The organism is Streptomyces triticisoli (assembly GCF_003270085.1).
In the GTDB taxonomy this organism is placed as follows: domain Bacteria; phylum Actinomycetota; class Actinomycetes; order Streptomycetales; family Streptomycetaceae; genus Streptomyces; species Streptomyces triticisoli.
In genome coordinates this window covers 1-24459 of the sequence record NZ_QFDQ01000298.1, presented here as the reverse complement: position 1 = coordinate 24459, position 24459 = coordinate 1, and the positions used below count along the sequence as shown (strand labels likewise).

The following is a 24459-nucleotide window of genomic DNA, read 5'->3' as shown; positions in this document are numbered from 1 at the left end:
CAGACATGAGCGACACCCTGGGCACTGACACGGCCGACGGCCGCCAGTCGCAGGGCACGCCCGGAGCCGGGGACGCGACCACGTCCGTGCCCCCGGCTCCGCCGCGAGCGGCTGCGCACCGCCGAGGCCGTGCCAGGATGCGGCTGGAGATCGCGGTCCTGTCCGCACCGGCGATCATCACGTTCCTGGCGTTCGTGATCTTCCCGGTCGCGCTCGCCGCGTACTACGGCTTCTACCAGTGGAAAGGCTACGGAGAGCCCACCGACTGGGTCGGCCTGAACAACTACGAGCTGATCCTCACCGACCCCGCGTTCCACGACGTCCTGTGGCACAACGGCCTGATCCTGGTGCTCTCACTGGTCATCCAGGGTCCGCTGGCGATCGTCCTCGCGCTCCTGCTCAACCAGAAGATCCGCGGCCGCTCGACCATCCGCGTCCTGATCTTCGTGCCCTACATCATCTCCGAGGTCATCGTCGGCACCGGCTGGAGCCTGATGCTCCAGAGCAACGGAGCCGTCAACGACCTGCTGCACCGGATCGGCCTGGGGTCCCTGGAAGCCGACTGGATCGCCGACCCGGACCTGGCCATCTGGACGCTGATGGCCATCATCACGTGGAAGTACATCGGCTTCGCGGTGATCCTGATGCTCGCTGGCCTGCAGTCGATCCCCGACGAGATCTTCGAGGCCGCGCAGATCGACGGCGCCTCCTACTGGCAGATCCAGCGCCGCATCACGCTGCCGCTGCTGGGACCGACGATCCGCATCTGGGCCTTTCTGTCGATCATCGGCTCGCTGCAGTTGTTCGACCTCGTCTACATCATCTGGGGCCAGTACGTCTCGGGCACGGCGGGCACCTCGACCATGGCGATCTACATGCTCGCCCAGGGCCGCAACGCGGGCAACTACGGCTACGGCAGCGCCGTCGCGGTCGTGATGTTCGTGATCTCGCTCATCGTCGCGCTGATCTACCAGCGCTTCGTCCTGCGCCGCGACCTCAGGGGCGCCGTCACCGAAGGGACCGTGTGATGAGCGCGACGACCACCACCTCCCGGACGTCCCCCGCGCCGGAGCCGAAGGCACCCACCGGCCGCCGCGACAACCGCGACAAGCCGCAGAAGTGGGGCAGCCCCGTCACCTACTTCGTCGCGCTGCTCTTCGTCGGCGTCTGCATCGCACCGGTGCTCTACATCGTGCTCGGCGGATTCCGCACCAACTCGCAGATCACCACCGACCCGGCCGCCCTGCCGCGCCCCTGGGTGGTCGGCAACTACATCGGCATCCTGAAGTCGACGGTGTTCTGGGGCGAGTTCGCCAACTCCCTCATCGTCGCGATCACCAGCACCGTCGGCATCGTCGCCCTCGGTCTGATGGTGAGCTTCGTGATCGCACGCTACGACTTCAAACTCAAGGGCGCGATGTACTCCCTGTTCGCCGCAGGCCTGATGTTCCCGATGGTCATCGCGATCACTCCGCTGTACCTCGTCATCAAGGACCTCGGTCTCGTCGACAACCTGCTCGGCGTGATCATCCCGCAGATCGCCTTCGGCCTGCCGATGACCGTCATCATCCTCGTGCCGTTCCTCAGAGCCATCCCGAACGAGATCGAGGAGGCCGCCGCGATCGACGGCATGAGCCGACTCGGATTCTTCTTCCGCATGGTGGTCCCGCTGTCGCTGCCCGGTGTGGTCACCGTCGGCATCCTCGGATTCGTCGGCAGCTGGAACAACTACCTCCTGCCCCTGTACGTCCTCAACTCACAGGCGAACTACACCCTGCCGCTCGGCGTCCAGGTGTTCTCCTCGCAGTACTCCACGGACACCGCGAAGGTTCTCGCCTTCACCTCTCTCGCCATGCTGCCCGCACTGATCTTCTTCTCGGTCTTCGAGAAGCGCATCGTCGGCGGCCTCACCGGCGCCGTGAAGGGCTGACCCCGGTACCAGGCCCTGAACCGGACCGTCCCACGCCTGCCCCTGCCATGCCTTTCGGCAGGGGCGGGCCGCTGACCGACGGTACCCCCCAGCCCGCGACACCCCCGCGCCATCCCCCGGAAAGGACCGCCGCATTGCCCCGCGTCCACATCGAACTCGACAGGCAGGCCGTCATCGCTCCTGTCCGGCGCCGCACCTTCGGCTCGTTCGTCGAGCACCTCGGCCGCTGTGTGTACACCGGGCTCTACGAGCCCGAACACCCGAGCGCGAACGATGACGGGTTCCGCATGGACGTCGTCGAACTCGTCGGAGAGCTCGGCAGCACGACCATCCGCTACCCGGGCGGCAACTTCGTCTCCGGGTTCCGCTGGGAAGACTCCGTCGGCCCACGCGAAGAACGCCCGGTACGCCGCGACCTCGCCTGGCGCTCGCTCGAATCGAACCAGGTCGGCCTCGACGAGTTCGCCAGATGGCTCAAGCTCACCGACTCCGAGCTGATGCTGGCGGTCAACGTGGCCACACGAGGCATCCTGCCCGCCCTGGACCTGCTCGAGTACGCCAACCACCCATCCGGCACGGCGCTGTCGGACCTGCGCATCGCCAACGGCACACCGGAACCGCACAACGTGCGCATGTGGTGCCTCGGCAACGAAATGGACGGCCCCTGGCAGACCGGATTCATGACGGCGGACGACTACGGCAAGATGGCCGCCCGCACCGCCGCCGCGATGAAGAGGGCCGACAAGGACCTCGAACTCGTCGTCTGCGGCTCCTCCGGATCCACCATGCCGACATTCGGCGACTGGGAGCGCACCGTACTCGAGCACAGCTACGACCACGTCGACTACGTCTCGTGCCACGCGTACTACCAGGAGCACGACGGCGACCTCGGCTCCTTCCTCGCCTCGGCGACCGACATGGACTACTTCATCGACACCGTCGTCGCGACCGCCGACCACGTGGGGCACAAGAAACGCTCCAACAAGAAGATCAACGTCTCCTTCGACGAGTGGAACGTCTGGTACCTCAAGGAGCACCAGGAGTCCGAGAAGATCCACGACGAGTGGCGCCACGCCCCCCGGCTCCTGGAGGACACCTACACGGTGGCGGACGCCGTCGTCGTCGGCAACCTGCTGATGACGCTCCTGCGCCGCAGCGACCGAGTCACCTCGGCATCCCTGGCACAGCTCGTCAACGTGATCGCTCCGATCATGACCGAGCCCGGCGGCCCGGCCTGGCGCCAGACGACCTTCTACCCGTTCTCGATCACGAGCCGGCTCGCCTCCGGCGAGGTGGTCCGACCCCTGATCGAGGCGCCGACGTACGAAACGGCGCGCTACGGAGAGGCATCCGTCGTCGACGCCGTCGCGACCGTCGACGAGGGCCGGGCCGCGGTCTTCCTCGTCAACCGCGACCTGGCGGAAGCCGCGCAGGTCACGATCGATGTGCGCAGCTTCGGCTCCTCGCGCATCACCGAGGCGGTCACGCTCGCCGACTCCGACGTGTACGCGAAGAACACGCTCGCCCGGCAGGACCGGGTGACCCCGGCCGCGAACACCGGCGCGGCACTCGCCGACGGCCTGCTCACCATCGAACTGCCGCCGGCGTCGTGGACGGCGGTCGCCCTCCGGTGAGCGACGACACGAGCCCCGTTCAGGAGCCGGCCCCCCTCCGGCGCGGCGACCCGGCCCGTGAATCGCCGGACCCGGTCGCCGAGCGCCGCGAGGTGACCTGTGCGTTGCGCGATGGAACACGGCTTCGGACCGTCCTGCTGGTTCCGCACGGGACCGGGCCGTGGCCGGCCCTGCTGACCCGCCATCCCTATGACGTGACCCGTGAGGAACACGACGGGACGCTCGACGTCGGGCGCCTCGTCGCCGCCGGTTACCTCGTCGCGCTCCAGGACGTACGGGGCCGCTTCGGCTCCGAAGGCGTCTTCGACCCCTGTGCGCAGGAGGTGGCCGACGGCGCCGACGCCGTGGCCTGGCTCGCGGCACGTCCCGAATGCACCGGCACCGTCGGAATGTGGGGCGCGTCCTACGCCTCGGACACCCAGTTCAGCGCCCTTCTGGGAGGCGCCCCGGCTCTGCGGGCGATCGCTCCCGCCATGACGCCGGCGATGTCGGCGCTCGACGGTTTCCGGTTCCGCGGTGGGGTGCCGGAGATCGGAAGCACCCTCACGTGGACGCACTACGCGATCGCCCCGGACATGATCACGCGCATCGGCTCCGCCCGCGAACGGGAGGCCGAGCGGAAACGGTGGGAAGCGACCGAGCGAGCGATCGCGACCCGCGACGCGTTCCGGGCCGGAACCCCGCACGCCGGATGGGACGCCGAGGCGATCGTCGGGTGGGGTCTGGACCGGTTGCGGGAGCCGCTCGGGTCGGCGCGTCACCGCGACGGGAAGATCGTCGACCGGATCGATGCGATCGACATCCCGGTCTTCCTGATCGGCGGGTGGTTCGACGTCTTCCTCGGATCGACCCTGGAGATCTACCGGCGGCTGCTGCGCCGCGCGAAAGGCACCGGTGGGCCGGTGCCTCGTCTTCTGGTCGGCCCCTGGTCGCATGACGACATGTCGGGCCGGACAGCCGGTGTGGACTTCGGACCGGGCGCGTCCGCCGACGATCTCGGCGGCAACGGAGACCTCACCGCGCAGCACGTGCGGTGGTTCGACACCGCCCTGCGCGCGGGCGCGGCGGACATGCCGCCGGTGCGCGTGTTCCTGATGGGCTCGAACCGGTGGATCGAACCGGACGAGTTCCCCCCGCGCGACACGCGGACGCTCGAGCTGTACCTGAACGCCGGGGAAACACTCGCGACCGAGCCGGCCGAGAGCGGTGAACGGCGGCTGACCAGCGATCCGGCATCCCCGGTGCCGACGTGCGGCGGTGCGGTACTCCTCTTCGCGCCGTTCGAGGCGGGACCCGCCGACCAGGCGGCGATCGAGGCGCGGCAGGACGTGGTCTCGTGGCGCACAGTGCCGCTCGCCGAGGAACTCACGGTGATGGGCGCGGTCCATGCCGTCGTCCACCTCGCGACCACGGGAACGGACGCGGATGTGGTCGTGCGGCTGTGCGACGAGCACCCGGACGGCAGCAGCCTCGTCGTCACCGACGGAGTGCAGCGGGGGTCGGCGCGGTCCGTCGACCCGGTCACGGGTCTGGGCGACAGACGTCCGGTCGAGCCGGATCAGGAGCAGGAGTTCGTCGTGGACCTCTGGTCGACAGCACACACGTTCCTGCCGGGCCACCGGGTGCGCGTCGACATCGCACCGAGTTCGTCACCCCGCTGGGACGTCGGACGCAATGCCTTCGATCCGGCCGGGGCGACCACGGAGCCCACCGCGGCGGAATACACGATCCGTCATGGTGCTGCCCGTCCGAGCCGCCTCGTCCTCCAGGTCGTGACGACAGCACCGCGATGAGACCGACCGGAACACGCCTGCCCGCGTCATCGGCGTGGCGCTGCGGTTGCCGGGGCGGGTCCGGTGGAGGCACGGACGACCAGCTCGGTGGCCAGCTCCATGCGGGCGGGGGACCGGACGCCGCCGTCTTCGCCCCGGGAGAGCTCGATCAGGAGCTTGACCGCCGCGGCGCCCAACTCGGTGCTGGGCTGTCTGACGGTCGTCAGCCCGGGGGTGATGTACTGCGCCTCGGGCAGGTCGTCGAAGCCGATGACACTGATGTCCTCGGGAATCCGCAGGCCCCGGGCATCCAGTGCGTCGTAGATGCCGAGTGCCATGGAGTCCGCGCAGGCGAAGATCCCCGTGATCCCCGGGTCGCTGTCGAGCAGGGTGTGGGTGGCGGTCGTCGCCTTGGCGCGGTTCCATCCGCCGTGGGCCACAGACACCGTGGCACTGCCGGCGGTCGCCGTGTCGGCCGCCGCACGGAAACCGTCGACGCGCGCTCGGCTGAAGAGATGGCGGGCATGGCCGGCGACCACTCCCATCCGCACATGGCCGAGGGACAGAAGGTGCTCAGCGGCCATACGGCCGCCTTCCCAGTTCGCCACGCCGATGCTTGCCACCCCTGACGGCGGTGTGCTCATCGGGTCGATCAACACCACGGGGACGCCTGCGGCGAAGAGTGCGCCGAACTGCCGCGAGGCGGGATCGACCAGCGTCCCGATCGCGCCGAGGGTGCGCCTTCTCAGAACCCGCGACACCCAGTCGCCGTGCGGCTCGGCGAGCGTCAGTACGACGTCGAGTCCCGCTGCTGCCGCTTCTCGCCCGACCCCGGCTATCAGCAGGTTCGCCCATGACCCCTCGAAGTGGGTGACCACGAGATCGAGCACGTTGGACGAGCCGCTCTCGTCCCGCACGCTCTCACCCTTGGACCCGGCCCGGCGGGTGTAGCCGACGGCTTGCACGGCTTCCATGACCTTCGCGCGCGTCTCCGCCGAGACGTCGGTTCCGCCTCGCAGCACCTTGGACACGGTGGGCACGCTCGTACCGGCGGTTTTGGCCACCAAGGCCAGTGTGGGGCGCGTTCCGGCTGGTCGGGGTGGCATGGGGACAGGTTAACTTAACCGGCGAGGAGGCCGTCCGGGGGCCGGGGAGGCGCCTCGGCCGGGGTCGAGCCGGCGGCCGCGAGGGCCGGCCCGGCCGGCATGCACGCGTGACGTCGGTGCGTGGACCGCCGGAGGTGCAGGGCGAGCAGGGGTTTGGCCAGCCACTCCGGCAGGTCCATATGCAGGGTTACGCCGACCAGGTTCAGCGAGGCAAGCCCCGTGTACACGGGGAGCAGGAGTGACATCTCATGCCCCTGCTTTCGGGGACCACCCGGGAGGACCGAAGAGACACCCCGCTTTGTCGCGCCGGCGCCTTACCGCGCGTACGTCGCGCCAGGCCGCCGCGTACTCGTGGCAGGCCACCCGCAGCGGGGTGTGGGTGCCGGTGTTCTTCGTCAGTCCTTGTACGACCTGCTCGCTCTCCGCCTCGAGGTCCCAAGGAGCGGGTCCCGGACGGGGTGACGGCGAAGTCCTCGCCGTCGCGCCTGTCCGAAGCCGTGTCCCTTGCGGCACACAGCACACCGCAACGGGTCACGGCACGTGACACGGACCGGCAGTGAGAGGGGGTCAGGTGATCCGAGCGAGCCCGCCGACGCGCGAGGTGACGGGGGTGTGCCCGCCCTGCTGTGGGAAGTCCGCATCCCGCCTCTGCACGCTGACGAAGCCGCACGGTGGAGGGCTGCCAGATCCGGGTGGTGCGTGCGAGTGATCCCGCCGAGGCCCGGCGCATGGTCCTGGGCCGGGCCATGGAGCCCCGGGCTCTGCGCCACCGTCGTCACGCCGAACTCGATGTGTACCGCCTGCTCGTGCACGCGTGGCAAGGAGGACGTTGAGGTTCGTGCGGCGCGGCACTGCCGAGCACGACGGCGGGCAGGGCGCAGGAAGCTCGCCCGGACGGGCCGGAATCGCGTGAAACCCCGAGTACGGGTGCGGAATGTGTGCCTTCGCCGGGCCGCGCCCCACCGGTGCCGCCCGCCCGTCCCGTCTCCCATTCGATCGATCGGAACGGAAGGAAGCATGAACGGACGACGTCACCGACTCCGCCGTCACCGCCTGCCCCTGATCCTGGTGGGCGTGACCGCGCTCGCCGGCGTGGGCACCTACGCCCCATGGCCGTTCAGCCGGTCCACCGGGATCCCACAGCAGCGGCGGGTCGGCTCCGTGGTCGCGGCGCAGCTGCCTTCGGCCGCGCCGCGACCACCTCCGCCTGCCCGGTTTCACCGTAGGCCGACGGCGGCCGTGGTCGTTGCCGTCGGACCGGGCCACACGGCCGAGGCGTCGTCCCGGCACGGGTCGGGCAGTCGGATCGGGCGGACAGGGACCGGACTGGCACCGTTGCCGGTGACCGCCGTCCAGGGGACAGGCCGACCGGAATAGCACAGAGCGGTCAGCACGAAGGCGTCGTCGGCGTAGACCTCGACGTACTCGCCGACCGTCAGGATGCGCAACGCGCCGGGGGGACTCGACAGGACGGTCTGCGCCAGTACCCTTCCGCCGGGCCCGGTGACCCGGAGGTCCTTGCCGTCGCAGGCCACGGCGAGGGCGGCACGATCGTTGCCCGGATCTTCGGCGCGCAGAACGACCTCGACGCGGCCGCCGACGTCGACGTGGCCGACCGCGTGCAGGGGGGCGTCGTACATCTCCTCGCCGAGCCAGGTCTCCAGGCCCGGCCACCATTCCAGGCGGGGCGCCGAATCCGCGGACACGACCAGGGACTTGGGCTGGGCGAGCATGCCTCGGCAGCGGTCGCCGGTGTCGGTGAGACCGACGCGGCGCGGGGTGGTGTGCAGCACGACGCGGGAGCCGCCGGGGGCGGCGACGACACGCGGGGCGTACGCGCCCGTCGGGCCGAGCGGGCCGCGACGGGTCCACGGGCCGCGCAGGCGGGGCGCGGTCCACGCCTCGAAGCCCCGGGTGGCGCCGATGGAGCCGAGCAGCAGCCAGCTGCCGTCGTCGAGGCGTTCGAGGACCGGGCACTCCAACTCGTCGACGTCGCCGGGGGAGACGAGCGGCGGGTGGACGGTCCAGTGCTCCAGGTCGTCGGAGGTGGCCCAGGCGACGCAGCCGCTGACCTCGACCGGCAGGGAGGCGTCGGCGGCGCAGACCACCATGACCCAGCCGTCGGACTCGTCGTCGCGTACGACGAAGGGGTCGCGCCAGCCCATGCGTTCGCCCGTGCGGTACCAGCGCGGGTCGGCCTCGGCGACCGGACCCGTGCCGTGGCGGCGCCAGCCGGTGCCGTCGGTGCGCTCGGAGTACGCCAGGCCGACCGACTGCAGCGGCCAGCCGTCCGGGGTGAGGCCGGAGACGGCGGTGTAGAGCATCGCCATGCCGGTGCCGTGCGGGAAGGCGTGCATGGTCCACACCGCCTGCTGGTCGAAGCGGCCCGGCAGGCCGTTGCCGAAGGCGGTACCCTGCGGCTCCCAGTGGACCAGGTCGGCGGAGGTGGCCCGGCCGTAGGAGGTCTCCATGCGCAGGTGGTCGAACTCGGCCGTCCACGGGCCCTGCAGGTGCAGCACGGTGTAGGTGCCGTCCGCGTGGCGCAGGAGGTCGAAGTCGTTCACGCAGAGGCCGGGCGGCGCGTATCGCATGGACAGGTCCTGTCTGCCGACAGCGGCACTCAAACGTGTGCGCTGTGATTTTGCTGGCGGGAGTTCCTTTGGGAGTCAGGCGAAGTAAATCTGAACGCAAACGCTTGCGCAACCAGGTGGGCGGGTTTACGGTCTCGTCACTCCCTCACGCCGCCGTGCTGCCGGGCCCCGGCCACACGGCGTGCACCCGATCAAGGAGCGTTCCGTGACGGTCAGCATCACCGATGTCGCCGAGGCCACCGGGGTCTCGGCGTCCACCGTGTCCCGCGCCCTGCGCGGCCGTCCCGGGGTGTCGGAGGGGATGCGGGCACGGATCGTCGCGGCCGCCGCCGAACTGGGTTACACCGCCTCCCGCTCGGCCTCCAGCCTGGCCAGCGGGCGCACCTGCACCATCGGGGTCGTCGTCCCGTACGTCGGCCGATGGTTCTTCGGCACCGTGCTGGACGCGGCCGAGAAGGTCTTCAGCGCCGCCGGCTACGACGTCCTGCTGTACAACCTCGGCTCACCGGAGGTGCGCAAGCGCTTCTTCACCAAGCTGCCGATCCGCAAGCGGGTCGACGCCGTGCTGTCCCTGCTGATCCCGGACCCGGAGGAGGCCGCCGCCCTGCGCTCCCTCGACGTGCCGCTGGCGACCACGGTCGGCGGCGCCCGGCCAGGCTTCACGGTGGTCGGCATCGACGACCGGGGCGGGGCGGAGAGCGCCGTACGGCACCTGGTGAACCTCGGCCACCGCCGGGTCGGCATGATCTCCGGGGCCAGCGAGCCGCTGCACTGGACCACGCCCCTCGACCGCCGGCAGGGCTACCTGGACGTGCTGGCCGACGCCGGGATCGAGCCCGACCCCGCCCTGGAGGCGGACGGCGGTTACACGGTCGAGGGCGGCGAGCGGGCCATGACCGAGCTGCTGGCGCTGCGCCACCCGCCGACCGCCGTGTTCGCCCAGTCCGACGAGATGGCGATGGGCGCCCTGCGCGCCCTGCGCCGGCACCGGCTGAGGGTTCCGGAGGACGTGTCCGTCGTCGGCTTCGACGATCATGAGCTGTCCGAGGTCGTCGGGCTGACCACCGTGGCCCAGCCGGTCGCGGCCCAGGGCCGGGAGGCGGCCCGGCTGCTGCTGGCGCGGCTGGACGACCCGGACGCCGGGCCGCCGCACCCTGTCGAGATGCCCATCCGCTTCGTCCTCCGCGAGACCACCGCTCCGCCGCCCAGCCGCCGGCAGCGGTAGCCCACCCACCTCGTCGACCGCCCGCTTCCGGAGGGCCGTTCCCGCCCCCGGCCCCACCGTCCGCACACCCACCGCACACCGCTCGGAGGCACCACCATGACCAACGGACCCAGAAGACACCGTCGTACGGGCCTGACCGCCCTCGCCCTGCTGCCACTGGCCGCGCTGGCCGCCTGTGGCGGCGGGGGCGCCGCCGGCGACGCCTCCGCCGAGGAGGGCAGCGGCAAGGGCACCATCAGCGTCTGGGCCCACCAGGGCCAGGCGAGCGAGACGGCCGCGCTGCAGAACGCCGTGAAGACCTTCAACTCCTCGCAGAGCGACGTCAAGGCCGAGCTGAAGCTGATCCCCGAGAACGACTACACGAAGACCATCACCGCCACCGACCCCGCCGAACTGCCGGACGTGCTGGAGTTCGACGGCCCGACGATGGCGAACTTCGTCTACAACGGCAAGCTCGCCCCGATCGACGACCATGTCTCCGCCAAGACCCTCGGCAACGCCACCGGCGCCGTCAAGGCGCAGGGCGAGATCGACGGCAAGCACTACGGCCTGGGCATGTTCGACGCCGGGCTCGGCATGTACGCCAACAAGAAGCTGCTGGACGCGGCCGGCGTGAAGTACCCGACGCGGGTGGACGACGCCTGGACGGCCCAGGAGTTCGGCAAGGCGCTCGAGGCGCTGAAGGCCGAGGACTCCGACGGCAAGGTCCTCGACATATCGGAGCAGTACGGCCTGGCCACGGAGTGGGGCACCTTCGGCTTCTCCCCGATCCTCTGGTCGGCCGGCGGGGCCCTGGTGAAGGACGGCAAGGCGGAGGGCGCCCTCGACGGCCCGAAGGCCGTCGCCGCGATGAAGACCTTCCAGTCCTGGAAGACGTACGTCGACCCCAACACCGACGGCAACGCCTTCGCCAAGGGCAAGGTGGCGCTGAGCTGGGTCGGCAACTGGATGTACCCCGCCTACAGCGAGGCCCTCGGAGACGACCTCGTCGTGCTGCCGCTGCCCGACTTCGGCAACGGCCCCAAGACCGGGCAGGGCTCGTGGGCCTGGGGCATCGGCGCCGGCAGCAAGAACGGCAAGGCAGCCGGTACCTTCCTGGACTACCTGCTGAACGACACCAACGTCGGCGCGATGACGAAGGCCAACGGCGCGGTGCCCGCCACCAAAACCGCGCTCGCCAAGAGTGAGCTGTACAAGGAGGGCGGTCCGCTCCAGCTCTTCGCCGACCAGCTCGCCCGGCCCTGCGGCGACAGCGACATCGACGCCTCCTGCGTCGCCGTCACCCGGCCGGTGACCGCCGGATACCCCACGGTCACCGCCAAGTTCAGCACCGCCCTGAACTCGATCTACGGTGGTGCCGACCCGGAGGAAGCCCTGCGCAAGGCCGCCCGGGCCATCGACCGGGACTTCACCGACAACGCCGGCTACGAGATCCCGTAACCCGCAGGACGCATCGGCCGGGGCGGGCCGTCGGCGACGTACCGACCGCGCCCGCCCCCGCCGGGAAGAGGAACCCTCCCGTGAAAACCGTGGAACCCGCGCACGCCGCGGCCCCTGGCCGGGCGCAGGCCGTCTCGTCCGCGCCCTCCGCGAAGCCCTCGCGTCCCTCGCGCGGCAACCGCGACCGGCTGCACGGGCTGCTGATGTCCGCCCCGGCCGTCGGCGGGCTGATCGCCTTCGTCGGCATCCCGTTCGGCTACGCCGTGGTGCTCTCCTTCCACAACGTCCGCCTCGGCTCCCCGCTGGAACCCGCCTTCTTCGGGGTGGAGCACTACCGGCGGCTGTTCACCGACCCCGACCTGTCCGGCCCGTTCCTGCGGGCGCTGCTGAACAACCTGACCTTCGCCGCGGTCGTCGTACCGCTCCAGACCGGCCTCGCGCTGGCGCTGGCGATCCTGCTCAACCGCAAGCTGAAGGCCATCGGCCTGTTCCGGTCCTTCTTCTTCATGCCGGTGGTCTTCCCGATGGCGCTGGTCGCCGTGATCTGGCGGCTGATCCTCGCCCGCAGCGAGCAGGGCATGCTCAACTCCCTGCTCGACGCGGTGACGTTCGGCAACTGGGGCGCCTTCGACTGGCTCGGCGACGGCCTCACCGCGATGGGCTCGATCATCGTGCTGTCGGTGTGGCAGGGCGTCGGCTTCCAGATGGTCATCCTGCTCGCCGGCCTCCAGCAGATCCCGGACGAGCTCTACGAGGCCTCCCAACTGGACCGGGCCTCGCGCTGGCAGCAGTTCCGGCACGTCACCCTGCCCGGCATCCGGGGCACCCTCGTGTTCGTCGCGATGCTGACCTCGGTGCTGTCCTTCCGGGTCTTCGACCAGGTGTACATCCTCATCCGCGGCGGAGGCCTGGACGAGGACGCCACCCGGACGGTGATGTACCAGGCCGTCACCACGGCCTTCGACCAGAACGACATCGGCCAGGCCTCGGCCGTCACGGTGGTGTTCTTCCTGATCGTCGTCGCCCTGACGATCGTCCAGCGCCGCGTCGTCCGGCCCGACCACGAGGACTGACTGACCCATGGCCATGACCCGTACGCCCGTACGCCGCGTCCTCGACTACACCGTCCTGAGCGTTCTGGCGTTCGTCTTCGCCCTGCCCGCGCTCTACCTCTTCCTCGGCAGCCTCAAGCCGTCCGACGAGGTGCTGAACGGCCTGTCCGGCTTCCTGCCCACCCACCTCTCCTTCGACAACTACGCGGCCGTCTTCGACAGCCTCAACTCCGACAGCACCGGTTACTTCTGGCAGTTCATGGGCGTGTCGGTGCTGCTGTCGTTCGTGGTGGTGACGGGCGGACTGATCGTCAACTCGATGGCGGCGTACGGGCTGACGCGGCTGAAGTGGCGCGGTCGGAACGCGGTGTTCACCCTCGTCCTGCTGCTGATGCTGATCCCGTTCGAGTCGGTGGCGGTGCCGCTGTTCTACATGTTCAACGGCCAGCGCAACACCCTGTACATCCAGGCGCTGCCGTTCGTCGCCAACGCCTTCGCCATCTACCAGTTCCACACGTTCTTCAAGAAGATCCCGCCGAGCATCGAGGAGGCGGCCCGGCTGGACGGCGCGGGTCCCTGGCGCACCTTCTTCGCGATCATCGTGCCGATGTCCAGGCCGGTGTTCGCCTCGGTCGCGATCCTCACCTTCCTCATCCAGTGGGGCTCCTTCCTGTGGCCGGTGCTGATGGTGTCCGACCCGTCGGTGCGTCCCCTCCCCCTGGAGATGAGCGTCTTCCAGGGGCAGCAGCCCCCGGACTGGGGTCAGATCCTCGCCTTCGGCGTCCTGCTCGTCCTGCCGGTCCTTGTCGTCTTCGCCTTCTTCCAGCGCTGGTTCGTCCAAGGGGTCGCCAGTTCCGCCGTCAAGGGCTGACCGCAGCCGTGCGGGGCGGCGGCGTGGGGGACTCGAAGATCGTGAGGAACCTCGTTCCACTCGGAGGAGAAGGCCACCTGCCTGCACTTCCGCGGGGACCGGACGGTTGTGACGCCGCCCACCAGGCCACGCCGATCGCGAGGGTCGCCGCCAGCACGGCGGCGACCCGGGACCATCAGCGATGCCTTCGTGGAGGGACGAGGGAAGCCGCGCTGCAGGCCGTCACCGATTCACCCTTTCGTTTGTGGCAGGCCTTGTCAGGTGCGGGTCCAGCGTTGGTTGCTGCCGTTCGAGCAGGAGTAGAGCTGGATCAGGGTGCCGTTGGCGGTGCCGCCCCCGACGGCGTCGAGGCAGAGGCCGGACTGGACGCCGACGACGGATCCGTCGGAGTTGAGGCGCCACTTCTGGTTGTCGCCGCCCCAGCAGCTGTAGATCTGGACCTTGGCGCCGTTGCCGGTGCCGGCGGCGTCCAGGCACTTGTTGCCGTAGACCCTGAGCTCACCGGCGTCGGTGTACGTCCACTGCTGGTTGGCGCCGCTGTGGCAGTCCCACAGCTGGACCTGGGTGCCGTCGGTGGTGCTGCTGCCGGGCACGTCCAGGCAGCGGCCCGAACCGACGCCCTTGATCGTTCCGCCGTCCGCGGGCGGTGTGGTGGAGCCGCCGTTGAGTGCGTTGAGGACGGCGGTGTAGGCGGGCTTCTTGCTGCCGTCGTTGTTGAACAGCAGCGGCGTGTGCTCCGGTCGCCAGGAGTCGCTGTCGCGCACACCCCAGGCGGTGATGCCGAGGCAGCGCGGGACGGCCAGGCAGTCGTTCACCACGTTGGCGTAGGTCGAGGCCGGGGCACCCTGGATGTCGAGTTCGGTGATGGCCACGTCGACGCCGAGGGCGGCGAAGTTCTGCAGGGTGGTACGGAAGTTGCTGTTGTAGGGGCTGCCGCTGTTGAAGTGCGACTGGAAGCCGACGCAGTCGATCGGCACGCCGCGCTGCTTGAAGTCCCGCACCATGGCGTACATGGCCTGGGTCTTGGCCCAGGTCCAGTTCTCGACGTTGTAGTCGTTGTAGCAGAGCTTGGCGGACGGGTCGGCGGTGCGCGCGGTGCGGAAGGCGACCTCGATCCAGTCGTTGCCGGTGCGCTGCAGGTTGGAGTCGCGCCGGGCTCCCGAACTGCCGTCGGCGAAGGCCTCGTTCACGACGTCCCACTGGGCGATCTTGCCCTTGTAGTGGTTCATCACGCCGTTGATGTGGTCGATCATCGCCTGGCGCAGCGCGCTGCCGCTGAGGCTCTGCATCCAGCCGGGCTGCTGGGAGTGCCAGGCCAGGGTGTGGCCGCGCACCTGCTTGCCGTTCTGCACCGCCCAGTTGTAGACGCGGTCGGCGGCGGTGAAGTTGAACTGGCCCCGCTGCGGTTGGGTGGCGTCGATCTTCATCTCGTTCTCGGCCGTCACCGAGTTGAACTCACGGGCCGCGATCGTCGCGTACGTCGAGTCGCTCAGCCTGTTCGCGGCGATGGCGACGCCGAAGTAGCGGCCGCTCTGCGCCGCCGCGGCGCCGAGCGTGCTCTCGGCGGCCTGAGCGGACGGCGGCGCGACCAGTGCGGCGACCACACCGAGGGCGCCGGCGACCAGCGCCAACAGCAGAGCGCGGATCTTCCGCCGGACAACGGGTCTGGGAAGGGCATACAAGCCCATGGCTGTGCCTCCAAGGTAGGAATGACGGGATCACCGGACACCGCGGTCATGGGACCCGGGAGGATCTCAACCGGCACGGACGGCGCCCGGTCGGCCGCCGAGTGACGTACGCCGGGCGACAGCGGTCTCTCGACACAGGCACGGGGGTACTCCATCGCGGCTCAGCCGGGGGGCGTCACGCGGCGTCGCATACCTCTCCGACTGCACGAAGCGTCAGGATGCGTCGGTGCGAGCCTCACCGGAACGAAGAACGGGGTGGCGCAGGTGTTTTGGTGCGCGGATCTGTCGTGCAGCTGTGCGCGGATCTGCCGTGCAGCACAGTCTGCCCAGGGCAATGTTGTTCGAAATCTCGGCCTACGGTCGGCTTACCAGACAGGATGATTGAGGGATTGACGGTGACTCGTCAACCCTCGCGGCGGGAAAAGTTTCTGACCTTCGTCCGAAACTTTCGTATCTCCGTCGAGCCGGGCGGATCCCTGGACTGGCGAGCCGTATCGTGAACTTGCAGGGGGTTTCCGGTCGGCGCGACAGCTTGTCACGCCCGAAGGGGAGGAACTGTTTGTGGACAGATCGGCGACAGACCTTGACCAGAGGGCCCCGTCTTCCTAGCTTGTGGCGTCACAGAACCGGGATTGACTTCGAAACTTTCGAACCTGTCCCCGCCCCCGGCGCGGCCGCTCCGCGGTTCATCGGCGTCACCTCACCCCCGCCCTCAAGGAGGCCCTCTGATGTGGTTTCGCCACCCGTCCCTGGTCCGTCCAAGACGCTTACTCGGCGTCCTTGCGCCCTTGCTGCTCGTGGCCACCTTCCTCGGTGCCCAGCCCGCCGAGGCCGCGACCGTAGACCCCAACGCCTCGTATGTGCTGGTCAACCGCAACAGCGGCAAAGCCCTGGATGTCTACAACATGGCGACTGACGACGGCGCCCGCATCACCCAGTGGACCAGGAACAACCAGAACCAGCAGCAGTGGCAGTTCGTCGATTCCGGGGACGGCTACTACCGCGTCAAGTCCCGCCACTCGGGCAAGGTGCTGGACGTCTACAACTGGTCCACCGCGAACGGCGGCTCGATCGTCCAGTGGGCCGACCTGAACGGCACCAACCAGCAGTGGCGGCTGGCCGACAGCTCGGACGGCTACGTGAGGCTCATCTCGCGCCACAGCAACAAGGCCCTCGAAGTACAAGGCGCCTCCACCGCCGACAACGCGAACATCGTCCAGTACGACGACTGGGGCGGCACCAACCAGCAGTGGCAGCTCGTCAAGGCCGGCGCCGACACCCCCGGCCCGTGTGATCTTCCGTCGACCTACCGCTGGACATCAACGGGCGCGCTGGCACAGCCCAAGCAGGGGTGGGTCTCGCTCAAGGACTTCACCGTCGCCCCCTACAACGGCAGACAACTCGTCTATGCGACCACGCACGACACGGGGACGAGGTGGGGTTCGATGAACTTCGGCCTGTTCACCAATTGGTCGGAGATGGCCTCGGCCAGCCAGAACACGATGTCCAATTCCACCGTCGCACCCACGCTCTTCTACTTCGCGCCGAAGAACATCTGGGTGCTCGCCTACCAGTGGGGCGGGACCGCCTTCTCCTACCGGACGTCGAGCGACCCCACCAACCCGAATGGCTGGTCATCCGAGCAGGTGCTCTTCTCCGGAAGCATCTCCGGCTCCGGAACAGGGCCCATCGACCAGACACTCATCGGTGACGGCACGAACATGTACCTGTTCTTCGCCGGCGACAACGGCAAGATCTACCGGGCCAGTATGCCGATCGGGAACTTCCCGGGCAGCTTCGGCTCGACCTCGACAGTGATCATGAGCGATACGACGAACAACCTGTTCGAAGCCCCGCAGGTCTACAAGCTGCAGGGCCAGAACCGTTACCTCATGATCGTCGAGGCGATCGGCTCGCAGGGCCGGTACTTCCGCTCGTTCACGGCCACCAGTCTGAACGGCTCGTGGACACCCCAGGCCGCGACCGAGAGCAATCCCTTCGCCGGCAAGGCCAACAGCGGCGCCACCTGGACCAACGACATCAGCCATGGCGAACTGATCCGCACCAGTGCCGATCAGACCATGACCGTCGATCCCTGCAATCTGCAGTTGCTCTACCAGGGACGCAGCCCCAACTCCGGCGGTGACTACGGCCTCCTGCCCTACCGTCCGGGTCTGCTGACCCTGCGGCGCTGACGGCAGGACGCGGGTCCGGCTCCGAGGGGGAGCCGGTGTGGCGGGCTCGGCGGAAGGCCGAGCCCGCCACACCGTGATCCGAACGGCCCGGGTCACCTCACCCGCCCGCGCAGTGACGGTCGTTCAGTGGCCGCCCTTTGGTGCGTCGACCGTGCTGCCGAGCGGAACAAGGCAGCGACGCACCAGGACGAGCGTGCGCTCCGTGACCGCATCGAGCGGGGCACCGCCGTCGACGGCGGCAAGGGCCGTGTGCAGTTCCCGGAGTACGGGCTCGACCCCCAGGTGCGGGTGCTCGTCGATGAGCGCTCTCACCCGGGCCGGGTCGGGTCGGGCCGCGCGGCGAAAAAAGCCGAGGCCGTCCGCAGGACCTCGTTGGCCCGGCGCAGCTCGCGCACTTCGCGCCGCAGCTGGGCCGGCTCTGCCTTCTCCTCGCTGGTGAGCAGGTCGTCCCGCTCGCCGGCGTCGGCCTCGGCCTGCCGGATCCAGCCGCGCAGAGCCTCATGGTGCACGCCGAGCTCCTCGGCCGTGCGGCGGATGACGGGCTTCGCGACGTGCGGTACATCCGCACCGCGCGTTCACGCAACTCCAGCGGGTATTTCCTGGGGGCAGGCATCGTCAGATCTCCTCTCACGATCTCTATCTGACCTGCTGTCATCCCTCCTCGCATCTCGGGGAACCTCGGACGGAGGCAGTCGCGTCCACGGCCTGGGGATCGCCTTCACCGACGTGGAGTCCGCCGACTTCTCCATCGACCAAACAGGTCGCAAGCACGCCGGACAGCCTGCCGGGCCGGTCGCGTGCGAGAGGTCCCGTCGGCCGCAGCATGTGACGGAGCACTGTCAGTGGTGGGTGGCGGCACGCGGGCGGGTTCGTGTGGCTGCCGGCGGAGTGGCCGGCCGCTGAGCTGTGTCCTGTGGAGCTCTCGCGGGATCGGCCGGCGGCAGCGGTCACCAGCTGATGCTGGCCGCCACCGGCAGATGGTCGCTGCCGGTGGCCGGCAGTACCCACGAGCTCTTCGGCTCCACGCCCCTGACCAGGATCTGATCGATCCGCGCCATCGGGAAGGACGCCGGCCAGCTGAAGCCGAAGCCGTGCCCGGCCGCTTCCTGGGCCGAGTGCAGCTGCGAGGTGAGGCCGTCGAACGCGCGGTCGTCGGTGGTGCCGTTCAGGTCGCCGAGCACCACCACCCGCTCGTTCTGCTCGGCGGCGACGGCCTTGGCGAGCGCGACCGCGCCGACGTCGCGCGAGTCCGTCCAGAAGCCGTGCCTGGGCATCAGCCGCACCGACCCCAGGTGCGCCACGTACACCACCAGCGGCCCCTGGTCCGTGGCCACCGCGGTGCGCAGCGCCCGGGGCGGGTCCACGGGGAGGTCCTCGGCCCGCCGGGTTTTCGCCAGCGGCCCGACATTGCCCCGCAGGACGTCGACCGACCGGGAGTCCGACAGCGGCAGCTTGCTCCACAGCCCGACCGTGCCCTGCACCGTGTGGTACGGGTATGCCTTCGCCAGCTCCTTCCCGTACGCGACCGCGGCCTGCGGGGTCATCTCCTCGAGCGCCAGCAGGTCCGCCCCGGAGGCGGCCAGGTCGCGGGCGGTACTGGCCGGGTCGGGGTTCTCGGCGTTGACGTTGTGGCTGACCACGGTGAGGTCGCCACCCGGCTGGGACTTGCCGAAGAGCAGTCCGCCGAAGAGGCTCAGCCACGCCACGACCGGCAGCAGCAGCGCGACCACCGCCGCGGCGGAGCGGCGCCACAGCGCCCCGGCCGCCAGCACCGGGATGAACAGGCCGAACCACGGCAGGAACGTCTCCACCAGGCTGCCGAGACCGCCCCTGTCAGTGATCTGCGCGTGCAGCAGCATGAGCAGGCCGAGCACCAGCGCCAGCGCCGCGAGCACCGGGCCGCGCTTCCACGGGTCCGGCCCGGAGAGGCTGCGGACCGCCCGGCGGATACGCGCGCGCCGGGCACCCGAGCCGGTGTCCCCGCGACCGGCGCCGCACTGCCCGGCCTGAGCCGTGTCCAGGATCTCGGCGCGCTCCTCGGTCTCGCCCTGCTGTCGCGCATCCGGAACTTCTCTTAGTGCTTCGCTCACTGATCAGATGTCCTTCGGAGAAAGTGCTGGTGGTGCGGGCAGTTGAACGGCGACACGGAGTCCGCCCTCAGCGCGCGGGGTGATGGTGAGGGACCCGTCGTGCACCTCGGTGATCCGCCGGACGATGGCCAGGCCGAGTCCGACACCTGCGTGGTCGTTGCGAACACGTTCGGTGGCGCGCTGAAACGGCTCGGTGAGAGTCGAGACCAGTTGCGGGGAGAGCTTCTCGCCGCTGTTCTCGACCGTGAGCACCACGGTCTCGGGGCCGGCGCCGGTCTCGACCCGCACCGTGCCCTTGTCGGACAGGTTGTGCACGATCGCGTTGTGCACGAGGTTCGTCGTCAACTGCAGCAGGAGCGCCTGTGAGCCGAAAGCCGGGGCGATGTCACCGGAGGTCTCGATGGTGACACCGCGCTTCTCGGCGAGCGGGAGCAGTGTCTCGGTGGCCTCTTCCACGAGTAGGGAGAGGTCGACAGGTTCTCGGGTGAAGGACCTCTGGTCGGCGCGGCTGAGCACGAGCAGCGCCTCGGTGAGGTCGATCGCCCGGGCGTTGACGGCGTGCAGGCGGTCGATGATCTCGTCGAGGTCCTGCGTCGGATCGTTGCGGGCCACGTCGAGAAGCGCCTGCGAGATCGCCAGCGGGGTGCGCAGTTCGTGCGAGGCGTTGGCCGCGAACCTCCGCTGCTCGGCCACGTGCGCTTCGAGGCGGGCGAGCATCGTGTCGAAGGCGTCGGCGAGTTCACGGAACTCGTCCTTGCGGCCCGGCAGCCGGATCCGGTGGGAGAGTGATCCTTTCGTGGCCATGCCTGTGGCGTCCGTGATGCGGGTCAGCGGGGCGAGCATGCGGCCGGCGAGGATCCACCCGCCCACGAGACCGAACACCAGCAGGAACGCCAGTACTGCGGCTGCTCTCGGAGCGAAAACGTCCAGGAGGGCGGACCGGACGGGAAAAACACCCTTGAGCTTGTCATCGGGGTTGATGAGCATCGCACGATCGGGGACGTAGCGCAGGAGGAACACCCACACCGCCGCGAGCAGCAGGAGGCCGGCGAACATGAGGAATCCGGCGTAGCTGAGGGTGAGCTTGAAGCGAACGCTGAACCCAGGCTGCCTATTCACGGTCTCCTCCCTCGTGGCCGGCCGCTGGTTGCGTGTCGATGCGGTACCCGGCGCCGGGCACCGTGGCGATGACCCAGGGTTCGCCGAGCCGTTTGCGCAGTGCCGAGACCGTGATGCGTACGGCATTGGTGAACGGGTCCGCGTTCTCGTCCCATGCCCGTTCCAGAAGCTCCTCCGCGCTGACGACACCGCCGTCGGCGGCGACGAGGACCTCGAGCACGGCGAACTGCTTCCTGGTCAGCGCGACGTAGCGGCCGTCGCGGTGGACTTCGCGGCGGAACGGATCGAGCCGCAGGCCCGCGATCTCCCGCACGGGAGGCCTGTTGTGTGCACGTCTGCGGTCGAGTGCTCTGAGCCTGAGCGCGAGCTCTTGCAGTTCGAACGGCTTGGTGAGGTAGTCGTCGGCGCCGAGTCCGAACCCGGAGGCCTTGTCGTCGAGACGGTCGGCCGCGGTGAGCATGAGGATCGGCATGCCGCTGCCGGAGGCGACGATGCGTCTGGCGATCTCGTCACCGGACGGTCCGGGGATGTCGCGGTCGAGGACGGCGATGTCGTAGGCGTTGATGCCCAGCAGTTCCAGAGCGGTGTCGCCGTCACCTGCGATGTCGGCCGCGATCGCTTCCAGGCGCAGGCCATCGCGGATGGCTTCTGCCAGATAGGGCTCGTCCTCGACGATCAACACACGCATGCTCTTGAGGCTACGAGCCGGCACATATCGTCGGCATATCGAAAACCACATGGGTGCAGGCACCGCCGCATTGCCGTGACTGAGAGTAGACCTGCGGCGACAGAACGTGAAAAGGCCCCTGTCGAACGTGTCGGACGCGGTCGACCGTCGTCACAGCCCTCGTCGCCGTCACTCTCGATGGGACGGGAGAAGGACTCCAGACGTGACAGCGACGTGGTCGGCGCCGGTGGCGTTGAGCAGTACGTCGTCCACGGAGGACACCCGGTCCAGCCGCGGGACGTACCGGGCGGTCTCGACCGGGACCGAGCAGCCCGCCCCGAACGCCGGTACCCGCATCACGGCACCGAGGATCGCCGGGCTGACGAGCACGATCCTGCGCGTAAGGGCCGGCGCCGACAGTGATGGGTTGTGGTCCATGCCTCCGCTGAATACGGAAGGCTGTTGCGGTGACGTATGCGATTTTCGATACGCCGGCGATACACGGAGTCCCCGGCATCAAGGAACCGGCACAAGCCGGGGCCTCGGCGTAGTCGCAGAGCGTCTGGTTCGTGATGGTTTGTCAGTTCAGCGGTGGCCTGGGAACGTGACAGGCACGGGCTCCCAAGATCATGGAGTGCTGCCTTTCAGGCGTGGGTTTCCGCTGGTCATTCGTAGGACCGGTGGGCCCGGGGCTCCGGGTATGGCTGTCATGGAGGAGCCGGTCGGATGGCTCGGAGAACACGGCCGCCCGGAGCCCGGCGACGACTCGACCGCCAATTGGGATGCGCGACCTGATCGCTCTGCAGGACTACGCCGACGAGGTCGTCTGCGGGATGAACTGACGACGAGATGACGGAGGTGACCGTGCCCCGGATCCGGGCCGGGATGGACATCGGCAAGGAGCATCACCACTGTGGGGTGATCAATGAGCGGGGCGAACGGCTGCTGTCCCGCCGGGTCCTGAACGACGAGGCGGCCCTGCTGGAGCTGATTCGCGACGTCCTGGACATCGACCAGGAAGTGCTGTGGGCGGTGGACGTCAATCACGGCGGCGCTGTGCTGCTGATCGGTCTGCCGCTCAACCACGGTCAGCCCATGGCCTACCTCACCGGCCTGGCCGTCCACCGCGCGTCCGGCACCTACCGCGGTGAGGGCAGGACCGACGCCAAGGATGCCTTCGTCATCGCCGACCGGTCCCGCATGCGCCGCGCCCCGGGCCTGCTGCGGCCCGGCGACGAAACAGCCGTCGACCTGCGCATCCCCACCACCCGCCGCACCGACCTCGCAGACGACCGCACCATGGAATCGACCGCCACCTCCACTCAGGTCCGCAACCCACTCAGCCGTCCTCCCGCGAGTGATCGAAAAATGGGAGGCAGTGTCCAACCGCCTCCCACCCGCCAGCCGCCGACGTTCAGACGTTTCCGCATGTCAGCGCACCCTTCCTCGTGGTTTAAACGGGACCGGCGGGAGCTCCGGAGCAGGCAGCGGAGCCCCGTCGTACCCCTTCACCTCCCCGAACCGGGACCCTTCCATCCAGTCCCGGCGGGCCTGTTCGATCTCCTCCTGGCTCCGGCCGATCCAGTTCCAGAACATGATCAGTTCCTCCTCGAACGGCTCTCCGCCCAGGAGCATCAGGCCCGCGTCCGACTCGGCGCGCAGGGGGAGTTCGGTGCGGCCGCAGCCGAGGTAGAGCATCGAGCCGGGGAGGACGGGGACGCCGTCGACGTGGGTCTCGCCGGACATGGAGAGGACGGCGTACTCGAAGTCCGGGTCCAGGGGGAGGCGTACGTCGGCGCCGCGGGTCAGGGCCAGGTCGGCGCCGGTGATCGGGGTGTACGCCGTTCCCGGTGAAGTCGCACCGTCGAGGTCGCCCAGGATCAGGGTGGCCGTCAGGCCCGGGGCCGTGACGGTGGGCAGTTCGGTGTGGTGTTCGAAGCGCGGGTCGGTGTGGCGGTGGGCGTCCGGGAGGGCGACCCACAGCTGGGCGCCGTGCAGGAAGCGGGCGTGGGACCTGGGGCTCTCCTCGGAGTGGCTGATGGCCCGGCCGGAGGTCATCAGGCCCAGTTCACCGGGGCGGATCAGTTGGAGGCTGCCGGTGGAGTCGCGGTGCAGCACCTCGCCCTCGTGCAGCCAGCTCACCGTCTGCAGGCCCATGTGCGGGTGCGGGGGCACCTGCATGCCGGGCTCGTCGGCGATGTCGTCGGGGCCGTAGTGATCGACGAAGCACCAGGCGCCCACCATGCGGCGGCCCAGGTTCGGCAGCAGTCGGCGGACTTCTGTGGACTCGCCGAGCTTGACGCGGCGGGGGCTGAGGAGTTCCCGTACGGGCTCCGCCACCACGAAGCCACGACCGCCGCATACCGCGGGAACCGCCTCGCGATCAAGATTGCTCATGATGCCCAACCTAGTCCCCCGGGGATCGTTCCAACGAGACCCGGAGGTAGTGGAATATTCAACCGACAGAGTCGGTTGTCGGGCTCGAAGGAGGTCACGAGTGGACATGACCAACACGTACTACGACCACGGCGCCCCGGCCGAGCGTTGGGAGCGGGCGCGGATGTTCTTCGACTCCCGGGACTACGCCGGTGCGGCGCGGGTGCTGGTGGGGCTGGTCGAGGAGGTGCCGGAGCAGACCGGGCCCCGGCTGCTGCTGGCGCGCGCCTACTACCACTCGGCCCAACTGCGGCGCGCCGAGTCCGAGTTGCGTGTCATTGTCGAGCGCGACCCGGTGGAGCACTACGCCCGGCTGCTGCTGGGCCGGGCTCTCGAGCGCCAGGGGCGCCACGCGGAGGCCGAGACGCATCTGCGGATCGCCTCCGCCCTCGCCGGCGACTTCCCGGGCGGGTGAGCCACCAGCGTGTGAGCCACCAACGTGTGAGCCGATCGCGGGAGCGGAGCGTCACAGTGGCGTTGTCGCCCGGAGGATCAGGAACAGGGTGACCGCCGAGTTCGCCGAGGACATCGCCGAGACCAGCGCGCCCGCCGCGGCGCCCCACACCGCGGCGCCGACCGCCGTGAACAGCGGCGGCCAGCGGCGGGCGGCGGGTGCCGGTGCCAGCAGGGCGGCGACCCTGCG

General features: G+C 69.4%; 21 protein-coding genes and 2 pseudogenes. 11 read left to right on the top strand and 12 right to left on the bottom strand.

The genetic code is table 11. The annotated features are described in order from the left end of the window. Positions 1-5 precede the first annotated feature (5 nt). The 4 genes from DEP02_RS33065 to DEP02_RS33050 all read left to right on the top strand — a co-directional run bounded on the left by DEP02_RS33065 (position 6) and on the right by DEP02_RS33050 (position 5357). Positions 6-1028, top strand: a complete 1023-nt coding sequence (locus DEP02_RS33065; RefSeq protein WP_112471352.1) for a carbohydrate ABC transporter permease — start codon at positions 6-8, stop codon at positions 1026-1028. Further along, complete coding sequence (locus DEP02_RS33060; protein WP_112471351.1) at positions 1028-1930, top strand: carbohydrate ABC transporter permease; 903 nt, start codon at positions 1028-1030, stop codon at positions 1928-1930. The genes DEP02_RS33065 and DEP02_RS33060 overlap by 1 nt, the downstream gene beginning before the upstream one ends. A gap of 134 nt (positions 1931-2064) precedes the next feature. Continuing rightward, a complete protein-coding gene (gene arfA, locus DEP02_RS33055) occupies positions 2065-3564 on the top strand; it encodes an arabinosylfuranosidase ArfA (RefSeq protein WP_112471350.1) in 1500 nt (499 codons plus the stop codon). After that, on the top strand, positions 3540-5357 hold the full coding sequence (locus tag DEP02_RS33050) for a CocE/NonD family hydrolase (RefSeq protein ID WP_332872037.1): 1818 nt from the start codon (positions 3540-3542) through the stop codon (positions 5355-5357). The genes arfA and DEP02_RS33050 overlap by 25 nt, the downstream gene beginning before the upstream one ends. Positions 5358-5383: 26 nt before the next feature. Here DEP02_RS33050 and DEP02_RS33045 read toward each other — a convergent pair whose 3' ends face one another. From DEP02_RS33045 to DEP02_RS33035, 3 genes are all read right to left on the bottom strand, one after another. Next, complete coding sequence (locus tag DEP02_RS33045) at positions 5384-6400, bottom strand: LacI family DNA-binding transcriptional regulator (RefSeq protein WP_232839391.1); 1017 nt, start codon at positions 6398-6400, stop codon at positions 5384-5386. A gap of 56 nt (positions 6401-6456) precedes the next feature. Then, positions 6457-6687, bottom strand: coding sequence for a hypothetical protein (locus tag DEP02_RS33040; RefSeq protein ID WP_112471348.1), 231 nt, complete (start codon positions 6685-6687; stop codon positions 6457-6459). Positions 6688-7659: 972 nt separating this feature from the next. Beyond that, positions 7660-9033 (bottom strand): glycoside hydrolase family protein, encoded by a 1374-nt coding sequence (locus DEP02_RS33035; RefSeq protein ID WP_112471347.1) that lies wholly within the window; start codon positions 9031-9033, stop codon positions 7660-7662. Between the two features lie 205 nt (positions 9034-9238). On the opposite strand from DEP02_RS33035, the gene DEP02_RS33030 reads away from it, so the two are divergent. The 4 genes from DEP02_RS33030 (at position 9239) to DEP02_RS33015 (ending at position 13621) form a co-directional block, all read left to right on the top strand. Beyond that, positions 9239-10258 carry a LacI family DNA-binding transcriptional regulator gene (locus tag DEP02_RS33030; protein ID WP_112471346.1) on the top strand — a complete coding sequence of 340 codons (1020 nt, stop codon included), beginning with the start codon at positions 9239-9241 and terminating at the stop codon, positions 10256-10258. A 96-nt stretch (positions 10259-10354) separates the two neighbouring features. Continuing rightward, positions 10355-11698, top strand: a complete 1344-nt coding sequence (locus DEP02_RS33025) for an ABC transporter substrate-binding protein (RefSeq protein ID WP_112471345.1) — start codon at positions 10355-10357, stop codon at positions 11696-11698. An 80-nt stretch (positions 11699-11778) separates the two neighbouring features. After that, entirely contained in the window at positions 11779-12771 is a 993-nt protein-coding gene (locus tag DEP02_RS33020; RefSeq protein WP_112471344.1) for a carbohydrate ABC transporter permease, read from the top strand. A 7-nt stretch (positions 12772-12778) separates the two neighbouring features. Further along, entirely contained in the window at positions 12779-13621 is an 843-nt protein-coding gene (locus DEP02_RS33015; RefSeq protein WP_112471343.1) for a carbohydrate ABC transporter permease, read from the top strand. Between the two features lie 257 nt (positions 13622-13878). Here DEP02_RS33015 and DEP02_RS33010 read toward each other — a convergent pair whose 3' ends face one another. After that, positions 13879-15309, bottom strand: coding sequence for an endo-1,4-beta-xylanase (locus DEP02_RS33010; RefSeq protein ID WP_112471342.1), 1431 nt, complete (start codon positions 15307-15309; stop codon positions 13879-13881). A 728-nt stretch (positions 15310-16037) separates the two neighbouring features. Here DEP02_RS33010 and DEP02_RS33005 point away from each other — a divergent pair. Beyond that, a complete protein-coding gene (locus DEP02_RS33005; RefSeq protein ID WP_112471341.1) occupies positions 16038-17504 on the top strand; it encodes a non-reducing end alpha-L-arabinofuranosidase family hydrolase in 1467 nt (488 codons plus the stop codon). 123 nt (positions 17505-17627) lie between these two features. On the opposite strand, the gene DEP02_RS33000 is transcribed toward DEP02_RS33005, so the two are convergent. The 6 genes from DEP02_RS33000 to DEP02_RS32975 all read right to left on the bottom strand — a co-directional run bounded on the left by DEP02_RS33000 (position 17628) and on the right by DEP02_RS32975 (position 21770). After that, on the bottom strand, positions 17628-17816 hold the full coding sequence (locus DEP02_RS33000; protein ID WP_232839390.1) for a hypothetical protein: 189 nt from the start codon (positions 17814-17816) through the stop codon (positions 17628-17630). Then, entirely contained in the window at positions 17813-18040 is a 228-nt protein-coding gene (locus tag DEP02_RS32995; RefSeq protein ID WP_112471340.1) for a transposase, read from the bottom strand. Before DEP02_RS32995 ends, DEP02_RS33000 begins: the two co-directional genes overlap by 4 nt. Before the next feature lie 411 nt (positions 18041-18451). Further along, entirely contained in the window at positions 18452-19525 is a 1074-nt protein-coding gene (locus DEP02_RS32990) for an endonuclease/exonuclease/phosphatase family protein (RefSeq protein WP_112471361.1), read from the bottom strand. A 72-nt stretch (positions 19526-19597) separates the two neighbouring features. Beyond that, entirely contained in the window at positions 19598-20713 is a 1116-nt protein-coding gene (locus DEP02_RS32985) for a sensor histidine kinase (RefSeq protein WP_112471339.1), read from the bottom strand. Next, the gene (locus DEP02_RS32980; protein ID WP_112471338.1) at positions 20706-21401 is read right to left on the bottom strand and encodes a response regulator transcription factor; all 696 of its coding nucleotides are present in this window, start codon (positions 21399-21401) and stop codon (positions 20706-20708) included. The genes DEP02_RS32985 and DEP02_RS32980 overlap by 8 nt, the downstream gene beginning before the upstream one ends. Before the next feature lie 168 nt (positions 21402-21569). After that, the gene (locus tag DEP02_RS32975; RefSeq protein ID WP_332872036.1) at positions 21570-21770 is read right to left on the bottom strand and encodes a VanZ family protein; all 201 of its coding nucleotides are present in this window, start codon (positions 21768-21770) and stop codon (positions 21570-21572) included. 474 nt (positions 21771-22244) lie between these two features. Here DEP02_RS32975 and DEP02_RS32970 point away from each other — a divergent pair. Continuing rightward, a pseudogene (locus tag DEP02_RS32970) lies at positions 22245-22709 on the top strand (IS110 family transposase); the annotation flags it as partial. A 102-nt stretch (positions 22710-22811) separates the two neighbouring features. Here DEP02_RS32970 and DEP02_RS32965 read toward each other — a convergent pair. Then, complete coding sequence (locus DEP02_RS32965; protein ID WP_112471360.1) at positions 22812-23777, bottom strand: pirin family protein; 966 nt, start codon at positions 23775-23777, stop codon at positions 22812-22814. 106 nt (positions 23778-23883) lie between these two features. Here DEP02_RS32965 and DEP02_RS32960 point away from each other — a divergent pair, with 106 nt between their 5' ends. Next, positions 23884-24231 (top strand): tetratricopeptide repeat protein, encoded by a 348-nt coding sequence (locus DEP02_RS32960; protein WP_112471359.1) that lies wholly within the window; start codon positions 23884-23886, stop codon positions 24229-24231. Between the two features lie 51 nt (positions 24232-24282). Here the strand turns inward: DEP02_RS32960 and DEP02_RS35630 are convergent. Continuing rightward, positions 24283-24459 (bottom strand): annotated as a pseudogene (locus tag DEP02_RS35630) (M56 family peptidase); the annotation flags it as partial.

What these genes read in the sequence shown, in the direction of transcription:
- DEP02_RS33065 (WP_112471352.1), top strand. Translation starts at nt 6, where the DNA reads ATGAGCGACACCCTGGGCACTGACACGGCCGACGGCCGCCAGTCGCAG.
- DEP02_RS33010 (WP_112471342.1), bottom strand. Translation starts at nt 15,309, where the DNA reads ATGGGCTTGTATGCCCTTCCCAGACCCGTTGTCCGGCGGAAGATCCGC.
- DEP02_RS33025 (WP_112471345.1), top strand. Translation starts at nt 10,355, where the DNA reads ATGACCAACGGACCCAGAAGACACCGTCGTACGGGCCTGACCGCCCTC.
- DEP02_RS32965 (WP_112471360.1), bottom strand. Translation starts at nt 23,777, where the DNA reads ATGAGCAATCTTGATCGCGAGGCGGTTCCCGCGGTATGCGGCGGTCGT.
- DEP02_RS33060 (WP_112471351.1), top strand. Translation starts at nt 1,028, where the DNA reads ATGAGCGCGACGACCACCACCTCCCGGACGTCCCCCGCGCCGGAGCCG.
- DEP02_RS33040 (WP_112471348.1), bottom strand. Translation starts at nt 6,687, where the DNA reads ATGTCACTCCTGCTCCCCGTGTACACGGGGCTTGCCTCGCTGAACCTG.
- DEP02_RS33005 (WP_112471341.1), top strand. Translation starts at nt 16,038, where the DNA reads ATGTGGTTTCGCCACCCGTCCCTGGTCCGTCCAAGACGCTTACTCGGC.
- DEP02_RS33015 (WP_112471343.1), top strand. Translation starts at nt 12,779, where the DNA reads ATGGCCATGACCCGTACGCCCGTACGCCGCGTCCTCGACTACACCGTC.
- DEP02_RS32960 (WP_112471359.1), top strand. Translation starts at nt 23,884, where the DNA reads ATGACCAACACGTACTACGACCACGGCGCCCCGGCCGAGCGTTGGGAG.
- DEP02_RS32980 (WP_112471338.1), bottom strand. Translation starts at nt 21,401, where the DNA reads ATGCGTGTGTTGATCGTCGAGGACGAGCCCTATCTGGCAGAAGCCATC.
- DEP02_RS33035 (WP_112471347.1), bottom strand. Translation starts at nt 9,033, where the DNA reads ATGCGATACGCGCCGCCCGGCCTCTGCGTGAACGACTTCGACCTCCTG.